The organism is Kitasatospora sp. NPDC093558 (genome assembly GCF_040683475.1).
Taxonomy (GTDB): Bacteria; Actinomycetota; Actinomycetes; order Streptomycetales; family Streptomycetaceae; genus Kitasatospora.
On record NZ_JBFBDY010000192.1, the window covers coordinates 1 to 11,496 of the forward strand.

The window sequence follows — 11,496 nt, forward strand, 5'->3', positions numbered from 1 at the left end:
ACACACCGACGAGTGGTGGTACGGCGCCTACGGCCGGCTCGCCGCCTGGCGGTCCCTGGCCGCCCTGGCCGGCGCACCGCAGGACGCGACGCCCGCCGAGGTCGAACGGCGGGCCGCCGCCTGCGTCTGGTACGGCTTCCAGGCCTGGACGGAGTGGTTCAACTGCGACTCGTGGGACTTCGGATTCCTGACCCTCTCTCCCGACCGCACCCGCCTCGCCGTCCTCGCGGCCACCGACTACAACGGCGGCTGACGGCATGACCGGCACCCCCGTCTGGTCCGGACGGCTCGGCCGCCTGCCCGCCGAGCTCCACGTGGACGGCGACCACCGGGTGCTCACCGTCGGCGGCCGACGGGTCGTGCTGCGGCCCGACGCCGCCGTGCGGCACCGCGGCGGCCTGCTGCGCCACCGGATCACCGTCGAACAGCCCGGCGAGCCGGTCTTCACCGTCCGCTACCGGCCGTCCTGGCACGCCCGGCTCGGCCCGCTGCTGGACGCGACCTACGACCGCTGGGCCGCCGAGTTCGACGACCCCGGGCTCGAACTGACCGCCCGCCTGGGGGGCGCCGACGACTGGGTGGACGACCGGGCCGATACTTGATCATCACGTTCGAGGCGCTTCGGGGGGAAAGCCGATGATCAACGATGCCGTCCCGCTGTCCGTGCACCACGACGCGGCGTCGCAGCTGTGGACCGTCACCGCACCCAAGGACAGCCTCGGTCCGATCGCCGTCGCCGAGGACCAGGTGCTCGTCCCGTTCGACGGGCGGATGACCGCCTTCGACGCCCGCGACGGCGGGATGCTCTGGCGCAGCCCGCACCGGCTCGACGGGATCGAGTTCCGGCTGTCGACGGCCTTCACGCCGACCGAGCACCACGTCGTCGTGCCGAGCAGCAATCCGGGCTGGTACGGCACCGACCCGATCGCCCTCACCTGCCTCCGCCGGACGGACGGCTCGCTCGCCTGGATCCGGGACGCCACACCGCTCTCCGGCTATCTGACGGACGACCGCACGCTCGTCCTCTGGCAGGGCCACGAGGACGCGCCGCGCCACGTCACCGCCCTCGACCTGGTGGACGGCCGGCGCCTGTGGCGCCACGACTACAGAAACGTCACGAGCGTGCTGCTGACGGAGGGCCGGGTGGTCGTCACCGTCGGGACCAACCGACGGCACTACACGCGCGCCTACGACTCCCGCACCGGCAAACGGCTGTGGTACACCACCATGAACCGCTACCCCGCCCGCCCGTACCTCCTCACCCACGAGCGCACGCCCACGCCCGTCGCCCTCGCCGCCCGTCCACACCGGGAGACCCTGCACTGGTTCGACCCCGCGACCGGCACCGAACTCGGCTCCCTCGCCACGGGCCACCGGTCCGCCCCCTGGGGCGGCGTCGGAACGGAGAGCGGGGTGCCGTCGGCGGTCTGGGCCCGGGTCGGCAACGGCCGGATCGCGCACGTGCGGCCGCTCGGGGAGGGGCAGGTGCGGACCTACCTCTCGCCGCGCCACCCCCTGGGCATCGCGGATCCCCTGGTCGTCGAGGTGGACGACCGGCTCTACACCACGGTCCAGCTGGACCGGAACCACGACCACCCGGACCGGATCCGCGGGGAGCGGATCGTCTCGGCCCGGCCCGGCCGGCTCCGCCGGCTCACCGGCGTGCGCTGGCCGTGGAAGGTCCCGCGGCGCGACCGGCAGGGCTTCTACGTCCACCTCGTACCGGGCCACCGGGACCTCCTGACCCTGCTGATCTACCGCGACCGGTGGGCCGTGGCGGCCATCCGGCACGACCGGGTGCTCTGGCGGCGGGGCTCGCGGGCCACGCCGCCCGTCCCGCTCGGCGACCGGGTGCTGCTGCTCGACGACTGCCCCGAGCACGACCACCTCCGGCTGGTCGACGGCCGGACGGGCGCCACGACCGGGCCCTGCCCCACGCGCTGAACCGGACGGGCACGCTGCCCCGGCCGAAACCCCCGCCTCCGTTACGGGTACGCCGCCAGGTCGACCCGGCGCGCACCGGGCGGGAGCATCGGCGTCCAGTCCACCGGGACGCCCCGGACGAACGCCTCCGCGAGCGAGCGGGCGAACCGCTCCCGCCCGCCCTCGCCGCGCGTCAACGTGCCGCAGACCAACGGCAGTTCGGCCGTCACGCCCGCGTCGGCCAGCGTCGCCCCGATCGCCGTCGTCATCACCGGGTGCGCGCCGACCTCGACGAAGTCCGTGAACCCCTGGCCCGCCAGCGCCCGCACCGCCGGGTCGAGCCGCACCGGCTCCCGCAGGTTGCGGTACCAGTACCCGGCGTCGACCGGACCGGTGACCCACCGCCCGTCGACGGTCGAGAACCACGGCACGGACGGCGCCGACGACCGTACGTCGCCCAGCAGTTCGGCCAGGGCATGCTCGACCCCCGCCACCTGGGCGGTGTGCGACGCGTAGTCCACCGGGACCATCCGCACGTCGATGCCGCGCCCCACCAGTTCCGCGTGGAAGGCGCCGAGCGCCGCGCTCTCCCCGCCCACCACCGTGCGCTCCGGCCCGTTCACCGCGCCGACCTCGACGCCGTCCCCGCACGCGCGGATCCAGTCCCGCACGCGGCCCTCGGGCAGCGGCACGGACACCATGCCGCCCCGGCCCGCCAGCCGGTCGGCGATGGCCCGGCTGCGCAGCGCGACCGTCCGGGCGGCGTCCTCCAGCGACAGCGCGCCCGCGACGCAGGCCGCCGCGATCTCGCCCTGCGAGTGCCCCAGGACGGCCGCCGGGCGGACGCCGTACGCCTCCCACAGCGCCGCGAGCGAGACCATCACCGCGAACGTCACCGGCTGGGCGACGTCCACGCGTGCCGGTGGCGGGGCCCCGCCGACGCCGTGCACGACGTCCACGAGCGACCAGTCCAGGTGCGGCGCCAGCGCCCGCCCGCACTGCGCCATCCGCTCGGCGAACACCGGCTCGTCGTGCCACAACTCCCGTCCCATGCCCGGCCATTGGCTGCCCTGGCCGGGGAAGACGAAGACCACGCCGCCGTCCGCCCGCTCCGGTGGCGCGGTGCCGGTGACGAGCCCGGGTGCGTCGCCACCGCCGGCCAGGGCCCGCAGCGCCGCGCGGACGGCGTCCGGGTCCGCCGCCGCCACGACGGCCCGGTGTTCGAACAGGGCCTGGCCGGCGAGCAGCGACAGGGCCGCGTCCTGCGGGCGCAGGCCCCCGTCCAGCGCGTCGGCCAGCCGCCCGGCCTGTGCCGCCAGCGCCTCCGGCGTCCGTGCGGACACCACGAGCGGGGCGAAACCCCCCGGCTCTCCGGCGGCGAGCTCCCGCAGGCCCGGGCAGCCGGCCGACGCCCGCTCGACCTCGGCCTCGACCTCGGCCTCGACCTCGGCCGGGTAGAGGTCCTCGCCGTCCTCGCCGTCCTGGACGGTCACGCTCTCCAGCCGGTCGACCAGGTACAGGCAGCCGTCGGCGTCCAGCCGCCCGAGGTCCCCGGTGCGGAACCACCCGTCGTCGTCCTGCAAGGCCTCGGCGTCGCACCGGTAGCCAGGCGAGACGTGCCGCCCGTGCACCCACACCTCGCCCGGCACGTCCGGTCCCGAGACGTCCGTGCCGGTGGCCGGGTCGACGATCCGCAGCCGGGTGAACGGCATCGGCCGGCCCGCCGAGCCCGCCTTCGCGACGGTGAGCTCCGGCGGCAGGTAGGTCGCGAAGCCCGCCGTCTCCGTGAGTCCCCACGCCTGCTGGAGCATCACCCCGCGCGCCGCGTAGTCGAGGACCAGCCGCGCCGGCACCGGGGCGCCCGCCACGACGGCGCCGCGCAGCGCGGACAGGTCGGCGGCGGCGAAGCCGGGCAGGCGGGCGAGGGCGGCGAACACCGGGGGGAGGGCGAAGAACGTGTTCACCTGGAACTCGACGAGGTCGCGCAGGGTCCGCTCGGGGTCGAAGCCGCGCCGGACGACGGTGGTGCCGCCGTGGCCGAGGCTGCGCAGGGTGAAGCAGGTGAGCCCGCCGACGTGGGAGAGCGGGGTGACGACCAGGTTGACGTCGTCCTCGCGCGTGAGCATCGCCGCGTCGACGTTGGCACCGTTCCACCAGATGTTGCCGTGGGTGAGCCGGACGCCCTTCGGACGGCCCGTGGTGCCCGAGGTGTGGAGGATGACGGCGAGGTCGTCGGCGTCCAGGAGCGCCGGATCGCGCGGTGGCTGCGGGGCGGCGGCGAGCGCGGCGGCGAGCGGCGTCCAGTGCGGGCCGGGCGCAGTCGTCACGGCGGCGGCGGGGTCGTCGTCGACGAGCAGCAGGCGCGTCCCCGGCGCCGGGTCGACCAGCGCCGCCGGCCCGGGCTCGGCGACGACGGTGTGCACCTCGCAGTCCCGCAGCACCGCTTCGGCGTCGGCCGCGCCGAGCCGGTGGTCCACCGGGACGAAGACCGCGCCCAGCCACCCGCACGCCAGGTACGTCGTGAGCAGCGCGGGACTGTTGAGCCCCAGGTAGGCGACCGGCCGGCCGGCCGTCACCCCGCCCCCGGCGAGCACCTCGGCGAGGCGGCCCGCGCGGTCCAGCAACTCCGGGTAGCCGATGGCGGATTCCTCGTAGTGCAGGGCGGGACCGGCGAGGGGGCGGGCGGCCGCGCGGCGCAGCGCGTCGATCGGGGTGATCTCCAGGTGCATGCGTCCTCCTGTGGTGCGGGGCACGGTCGGGCGCACGCACCGTGGTCGGGTGTGCGATCTCTATCAGATGTGACTCACCGTGAACACCAGGAGCGCGAAAGTATGCAGAACAGGTAAATCGGTCGGCCTCTTTACCGTTGCGGGTCCCGGCGTTGCGCCGCCGGGTGCCGGTGCGCGGCTGGGATCCTCGCCCGGTGGAGACGGTGGAGCCGGCGCGGCCGGCGGCGGGGACGACGGACACGGGCCGGGTCGAGGCGTTCAGCGACGGGGTGTTCGCGATCGCGATCACGCTGCTGATCCTGGAGATCAAGGTCCCGCAGGCGCACGGCGCGGCGGAGCTGTGGCGGGCGCTCGGCGCGCAGTGGCCGTCGTACTTCGCGTACGCGGTGAGCTTCCTGGTGATCGGCGTGATCTGGGTCAACCACCACACGCTGTTCGTGCACCTGGCCCGGGTGGACCGTACGCTGATGTTCGTCAATCTGCTGCTGCTGATGCTGGTCTCGGCACTGCCGTTCCCGACCGCGCTCGTCGCGCAGAACCTGCGCAACGGCTCGGCCGCGAACGTCGCGGCGGCCGTGTACGGCGGGGTGATGGTCGGGCACGCCGTGGTGTTCGCGCTGTTCTGGAACTACGCGACGCGCACCGGCCACTGCTTCGACGCGGGCGTCGACGTCGCGGCCGCCCGGGCCGCCCGGTGGAGGTTCAACGTGGGCCTGGTCGTCTACCCGCTCACCGTCGCGCTGGCGTTCCTGTCCGCACCGGCGGCCCTCGCCGTCCACGGACTGCTGGCCGTCTACTACGCCTTCAACCAGGTCAAGGTGCCGACGATCGTGCCTTAGGACCTCCTCATCCCCGGTACCGGCGACACCAGCGGCTCGGGCCCGTCGAGTTCGGTGGCCGCGCGCACGGCCTCCATCGCCCGCACCTCGTTGGGCACCCGGGGCCGCGCGCCGATGCCGAGGAAGCCGCCCTCGTTGTTGGCGTCGGCGACGACCGTGGCGATCTCCAGCAGGAACTCCCGGAACCCGTCCAGCTCTTCGGGGGCGACCCGGGCGACGATCTCCGTCGCCGCGCGGATCGCCGCCAGCGCGGGCCGCTCGTAGTCGGCGTAGCGGGTCGCGGGCCCGAGGCCGGTGTCGAAGGTCGACGACGCCGCCAACTCCCGGACGAACCGACGGGGGTGGGTCACGCCGGCCTCGCGCAGCAGCTTGACCAGCGCGATGATCTCCTCCGCGTCGGCGACGCCCTCGGCGAGCGCCACCAGCACGCCGGAGGCCATCAGCGACTGCCCGAGCGTCGCCCAGTCCTCGGGCGTGAAGTCCGACTCGCCCGCGCCGTCGGCGCCTTGGCCGGTGCGCAGCACCTGGAAGCCGACGTCGGCGAGCACGGCGGGCAGGCGGCGCACCGACGCGACCGTCCGCGCCCTGGCGGCGGCGGACAGCTCCGCCCAGGGCACGTGCTCGACGTCCCGACCGGCCCGCCGGCCGTCCCGCTGACCGGGAAACTGGCCGGGAAGCTCAACGGGAGGCTGTCCGGGCAGCTGCCCGGGCGCGCCCGGCCCGTGCTCGTGCTCCAGCCGGGCCAGGACCTCCGCCTCCTCCTCCGTGAAGTCGACGGGCGGCGGCCCGTCGGCGGCCGGCGCGTGCTCGGAGCTCGGCACCATCAGGCAGCCGACGGCCGCCAGCCGGTCGCCGAGCCGCCGCGCCTGGCGGCGATTGGCCTCCCTGAGCTCCTCGGGCAGCTCCTCCCAGGGCAGCAGCCCCGGCCGGCTGCCGAGCTCCCGGCCGTCCTCGACAGCGGCCTCCAGCCGGCTCTGGTGGAGGGCCCGCGCCAGGTGCTTGGTGACCTGGGCGCTGGTGTAGTCGGCCAGGCTGTCGATGACGCGGTCCTGCGCCTCCAGGCGCGCCTTCATCCGGCGGCACTCGTGCAGGACGGCCTCGGCGTCCAGGAGCGTCTGCTCGGCCCGGCGGTCGCCGGCCCGGCCGATCACGTCCTGCCCCACCATGATGACGATCATGAAGATCAGCTGGGCGAGCGTGGACAGGAAGCTCATGAACGCGAACGGGTACGGGTCGAAGTCCTGGAGGCCGAACTCCGCCATCCCGATCCACACCACCTGGGTGCCGGCGGCGATGTAGAACGCGGCCATGCTGCCCAGCCGCCCGGTCAGCCACGCGGCGATCCGCCCGTTGATCCCGGTCACCTGGTCGATCGCCTGCGGCGGGTGCTGCACCCGGTGCCGCTCGATCCACGGGTGCCGGCCGGTCTCCAGCAGGCTGACGCCGCGCCCGAGCGCGCGGTCGTGCCGGTCCAGGTGCGCCTGGAGGTCCGCGACCCGGTCGAAGATCGCCTCGGCGCTCTCGTACGTCTGCACCGCCCGCCGGTCCGCCGCCATCCCGAGCACCCGCTGGCCGACCAGGATCACCAGGCAGAGCACCAGTTGGACGACGTTGTCCAGGAACAGCAGGAACGCGAACGGGTACGGGTCGAGCGTGTGCAGCGGCCCCCACGTCGCCAGGGCCATCCACCCGCCGACGATCGCCAGCGTCACGTACAGCGCGGGCATCGAGCCCACGACCCGGGTCAGCGCGGCCGCGAACGCCCCGTTGAACCCCACCTGTCCGTCGGCCATCGCCACCGGCTGCTGCCGGGGCCCGCCGGACCCCGCACCGACCGCACTCACGCCCGCTCCTCCCGCCGATTACCGAGCTCGCACTGAACCCGGTTCCGGACGCTCTGTCAACGTCCTTTCCACGGAGTGTCATTCCGCGCCGCCGCACCTCGCGGAGGCCGGTTGACGCCCACCCGACCCGATCGCCGATGATGGTCCGCATGTGGGTGAAGTGGATCAACTGTCGCGTCCTGCTCGGCGGGCAGGACGCCTTCGCGGACGCGCAGCGCGAATGGGCGGCCATCGCGGACCAGCCGGGGCTGGTCGGGCAGGTCGGGGGCTGGGAGCCCGACGGCGGGCGGGCGCACGTGCTCGGCCTCTGGGCCGACCACGCGGCCTACACCCGGTTCATGGAAGAGCGCCATGACGAGATCGTCAAGGAGGAGTCCTACAAACGGTTCAGGCGCCGTGACGACCATGACGAGCCCGCGCCGACGCGCTCGTGGCTGGTGACCGCCGTGGCGACCGGTCCGTCCGTCCTCGACATCCCCGGGGAGGCCGGCCTTCGCGAGGCGCTGCCGCACGCCACCCTGCTGCGCGTCGCGGACTGTCACCTCCACCCCGGCCGCGCCGAGCACTTCCTCGACGCCCAGCTCCGGATCTGGAACCCGGCCATGGCGGCGGCCGACGGCATGCTCGCGGGCACGGTCACCCGGCTCGCGGACGACCGCTACCTCGTCACGACGCTGTGGACGGACGCGGACGCCCACCAGCGCTACGCGGACCGGGACGTGACCGCCCTGCGTGCCCGCGCCGACGTCGTCGCCGATGTCCACACGCTGGCCGGGCTGGCCCTGCCACTCGAACCGGAGTGGCAGGTCCTACCCGACGTCCAGTAGCAACTTTGGCCCGACGTCAGCTCAGGCAGCCGACGTGCGCCAGCGCCCGCTTGAGCAGCACGCCCTGACCGCCCGGCATGTCCTGCTGCACCAGCGGCGACGCGGCCTCCGCCGGGCTGAACCAGACCAGGTCGAGCGCGTCCTGGCGCGGCCGGCAGTCCCCGGACACCGGCACGATGTAGGCGAGCGACACGGCGTGCTGCCGGGGGTCGTGGAACTCGGTGATGCCGAGCGTCGGGAAGTACTCGGCGACGGTGAACGGCTGCAGCGAGGCCGGGATCCGCGGCAGCGCCACCGGCCCGAGGTCCTTCTCCAGGTGCCGCAGCAGCGCGTCGCGGATCCGCTCGTGGTGCAGCACGCGACCGGAGACCAGCGTGCGGCTGACCGTCCCGTCCGGCCCGATCCGCAGCAGGAGCCCGATCTGCGTGACCTCCCCGGACTCGTCGACCCGCACCGGCACGGCCTCGACGTACAGGATCGGCATCTGCGCCCGGGTCGTTTCGAGCTCCTCGGGCGCGAGCCAGCCCGGCGTGGTTTCCGTGATCTCAGACATTGCTTGATCGTACGGTCCCCGGACGACCGGACGGCGGCCGCCCCGCCCGGCGGTGACCCTGCGTCACCGACCTCCGGCGCGGCCGGACCGCCGGCGCGCCGCCCAAACCCGTCCGACGGCTAGAACCGCACGAGAGTTTGGCATAGGCACGGCAAAGCCTTCGCGCCGCCACCCCCGCACGTCTGGACGGACGCCGCCCGAACTGGTGAGGTGTCGGGGCTCCACCCCAACAACCCTACCAACGCAGGCAGTTCACCCCTCCCTCACACCCTCACACCGGGAGCAGACGCATGCGCACATCCTTCAAGGCCGCCGCCCACACCCTCGCGGCGCTGGCCCTGGCGGCCTTCGGGACCACCTCGCTCGCCACCGGCGCCCAGGCCGCGCAACCCGCCACCGCGGCCGCCCACTTCGGCGTCAAACCGCTCAACCCCGCCGCGAGCGCCGCTCAGCGGCCGGCCGCGAGCACGTCCAACACGCTGTCGGTCGGGTCCAGCGCGAGCCAGGGCGTCGTGTCCCCCACCCCCAAGGTCTACCTGGTCTTCTGGGGCACCCAGTGGTCGTCCGACCCGGCCGGGGTGGCGACCGACATGCAGAACATGTTCAAGGGCCTCTACGGCGCCCAGGACACCTGGGGCACCATCCTCGACCAGTACTGCGAGGGCGTGCCGAAGGGCACCGTCACCTGTGGCACCAAGGGGATCCACGTCAACCACCCGACCACCTCGCCGTTGGCCGGGGTCTGGTTCGACAAGTCCGCCGCCGCGCCGGCCAGCGCGACCACCGCCCAGATCGCCGCCGAGGCCGGCAAGGCCGCCGCGCACTTCGGCAACACCACCCAGGCGCCGAACCTCAACGCCCAGTACGTCGTGGTCTCCCCCACCGGGACGCACCCCGACGGCTTCCCCAACTCCGGCTTCTGCGCCTGGCACGACTTCACCAGCACGACCTACGGCAAGCTCGCCTACACCAACCTGCCGTACATCCCGGACAGCGGCGCGGGCGCCTGCACCACCTTCACCGACGGCCGCCTGCTCTCCGGCATCGAGTCCACCGAGACCCACGAGTACGCCGAGACCGTCACCGACTTCTGGCCCAGCATCGGCTGGAACGGCGGCGGCGGCGAGATCGGCGACGCGTGCGTCCAGCTCGACGCGTACGTGACGCTGAGCACCGGCACCTTCGACCTCCAGGGCCTGTGGTCCAACAGCGCCAACAAGTGCGTGACGCACGGCTGACGCCCCCGCCCCGGGCCACGGCCCTCCCGGACACCACCCGCGCCCCGAAATCGGGGTGCGCGGTCCGGGAGGGCCGTGGCATCCTCCGGAGATGAACCTGCCCGAACCGGTGATCGACCTCGGCGACGGCCTCGCGCTGCGCACCTTCCGCGGCCGGGCGGACCTCCCCGAGCTGTTCCGCGTCATCGAGGAGTCGCTGGAGCACCTGCGCCCGTTCATGCCGTGGGTGGCCGATCACAGCCTGGAGTACACCACCGAGTTCCTGGCCCGCCGCGAGGACCAGTGGGCGAACCACGCGAACCACGTCTACGCGATCGTGCAGGACGGCTCCATCGTCGGCGCCTGCTCGCTGTACCGGCGCGAGGGCTCCCCGGACGAGGGCCGCGAGATCGGCTACTGGCTGCACCCGGCCGCGACCGGCCGCGGCATCGCCACCCGGGCCACGCGCGCCCTGGTCGACCAGGCGTTCCGGCTGCCCGGCGTCGAGTACGTCGAGGTCTGCCACGACCCGGCCAACCTCGCCAGCGGCGCGATCCCGGCCCGGCTCGGGTTCACCGAACACCGCCGCCTGCCCGTCGAGCCCGTCGCCCCGGCCGAGACCGGGGAGGACCTGTTCTGGCGCCTCACCCGCCGGGAGCACGGCGCGAGCGCCTGACCGGATCGTTCCGCATCGGGGCCCGATGGTGTCTACGCCCCGGCCCCCGCCGGGCGCCATGATCGAGACATGAAGAACGCACTCCTCGTCATCGACGTCCAGGAATCCTTCCGGCAGCGCGAGAACTGGGCCGCCGTCTCCAACCCCGCGATCGTCGAGCGGGTGAACGAGCTCGTCGAGCACGCCCGCGGCCGCGGCGACCTCGTCGTGTGGGTCCTGCACTCCGAGCCCGGCACCGGCACGGTCTTCGACCCGGCCCGCGGCTTCGTCCACCTCATGGACGGCCTGGCGCCGGCCGAGGGCGAGCCCGTCGTCACCAAGACCGCGCACAACGCGTTCACCACCACCAACCTCCAGCAGGTGCTCACCCAGCACGGCGTGCGCGGCGTCGTCGTCAGCGGCATCCGCACCGAGCAGTGCTGCGAGACCACCACCCGGGTCGCCTGCGACCTCGGCTACGACGTCACCTTCGTCACCGACGCCACCGCCACCCACCCGATCGAGCACCGCGACGCCCCCGCCGGACGCACCCTCGCCGAGATCCTCGCCGACCCGCGCACCCTCTCCACGGACGACGTCATCGCCCGCACCGAGTACGCTCTGGCTGGCCGCTTCGCCACCGTCACCACCGTGAAGGAGCTGACCGGATCGTGACCCGCGTCGTCTTCCTGCTCGTCCCGCACGTGCACCTGCTGGACGTCGCCGGGCCCGCCCAGGTGTTCTCCACCGCGGCCGACCACGGCCTCGGCTACGAGACCGCGTACGTGGCCGAGCAGGAGGACGTCCCCACCGCGCAGGGCCTCGCCCTGCGGGCCGCCACGGCGTGGCCGGAGCTGTCGCCCGGGGACCTCCTGCTGGTCCCCGGCTGGCGGTCGGTCACGCTGCGCC

11 protein-coding genes and 1 pseudogene are annotated in these 11,496 nt (G+C 74.1%); 9 read left to right on the plus strand and 3 right to left on the minus strand.

The window, feature by feature from the left end; translation table 11 throughout:
- From AB0O00_RS19320 to AB0O00_RS19330, 3 genes are all read left to right on the plus strand, one after another.
- Nucleotides 1-253 (plus strand): DUF6183 family protein (locus tag AB0O00_RS19320; RefSeq protein ID WP_363653314.1); only part of this gene is annotated, 253 nt, incomplete at its 5' end.
- 4 nt (nucleotides 254-257) lie between these two features.
- On the plus strand, nucleotides 258-602 hold the full coding sequence (locus AB0O00_RS19325; RefSeq protein ID WP_363653316.1) for a hypothetical protein: 345 nt from the start codon (nucleotides 258-260) through the stop codon (nucleotides 600-602).
- Between the two features lie 34 nt (nucleotides 603-636).
- On the plus strand, nucleotides 637-1,944 hold the full coding sequence (locus AB0O00_RS19330; RefSeq protein ID WP_363653318.1) for a PQQ-binding-like beta-propeller repeat protein: 1,308 nt from the start codon (nucleotides 637-639) through the stop codon (nucleotides 1,942-1,944).
- Between the two features lie 41 nt (nucleotides 1,945-1,985).
- Here the strand turns inward: AB0O00_RS19330 and AB0O00_RS19335 are convergent, their stop codons facing one another.
- Nucleotides 1,986-4,652 carry an acyltransferase domain-containing protein gene (locus AB0O00_RS19335; protein WP_363653320.1) on the minus strand — a complete coding sequence of 889 codons (2,667 nt, stop codon included), beginning with the start codon at nucleotides 4,650-4,652 and terminating at the stop codon, nucleotides 1,986-1,988.
- A gap of 194 nt (nucleotides 4,653-4,846) precedes the next feature.
- On the opposite strand from AB0O00_RS19335, the gene AB0O00_RS19340 reads away from it, so the two are divergent.
- The gene (locus tag AB0O00_RS19340) at nucleotides 4,847-5,491 is read left to right on the plus strand and encodes a TMEM175 family protein (RefSeq protein ID WP_363653322.1); all 645 of its coding nucleotides are present in this window, start codon (nucleotides 4,847-4,849) and stop codon (nucleotides 5,489-5,491) included.
- Here AB0O00_RS19340 and AB0O00_RS19345 read toward each other — a convergent pair.
- Entirely contained in the window at nucleotides 5,488-7,335 is a 1,848-nt protein-coding gene (locus tag AB0O00_RS19345; RefSeq protein WP_363653324.1) for a DUF1003 domain-containing protein, read from the minus strand. The genes AB0O00_RS19340 and AB0O00_RS19345 overlap by 4 nt on opposite strands.
- Before the next feature lie 149 nt (nucleotides 7,336-7,484).
- On the opposite strand from AB0O00_RS19345, the gene AB0O00_RS19350 reads away from it, so the two are divergent.
- Nucleotides 7,485-8,162: a DUF4937 domain-containing protein gene (locus tag AB0O00_RS19350; RefSeq protein ID WP_363653326.1), complete on the plus strand. Its 678-nt coding sequence runs from the start codon at nucleotides 7,485-7,487 to the stop codon at nucleotides 8,160-8,162.
- 16 nt (nucleotides 8,163-8,178) lie between these two features.
- On the opposite strand, the gene AB0O00_RS19355 is transcribed toward AB0O00_RS19350, so the two are convergent.
- A complete protein-coding gene (locus AB0O00_RS19355) occupies nucleotides 8,179-8,706 on the minus strand; it encodes an NUDIX hydrolase family protein (RefSeq protein WP_363653334.1) in 528 nt (175 codons plus the stop codon).
- Between the two features lie 299 nt (nucleotides 8,707-9,005).
- Between AB0O00_RS19355 and AB0O00_RS19360 the strand changes: the two genes are divergently transcribed.
- The 4 genes and pseudogenes from AB0O00_RS19360 to AB0O00_RS19375 form a co-directional block, all read left to right on the plus strand.
- Nucleotides 9,006-9,953 (plus strand): hypothetical protein, encoded by a 948-nt coding sequence (locus AB0O00_RS19360; protein ID WP_363653328.1) that lies wholly within the window; start codon nucleotides 9,006-9,008, stop codon nucleotides 9,951-9,953.
- A 91-nt stretch (nucleotides 9,954-10,044) separates the two neighbouring features.
- Entirely contained in the window at nucleotides 10,045-10,608 is a 564-nt protein-coding gene (locus AB0O00_RS19365; protein ID WP_363653330.1) for a GNAT family N-acetyltransferase, read from the plus strand.
- Between the two features lie 69 nt (nucleotides 10,609-10,677).
- Entirely contained in the window at nucleotides 10,678-11,262 is a 585-nt protein-coding gene (locus AB0O00_RS19370; RefSeq protein ID WP_363653332.1) for an isochorismatase family protein, read from the plus strand.
- Nucleotides 11,259-11,496, plus strand: a pseudogene (locus AB0O00_RS19375) (AraC family transcriptional regulator); the annotation flags it as partial. The gene AB0O00_RS19370 and the pseudogene AB0O00_RS19375, both read left to right, overlap by 4 nt.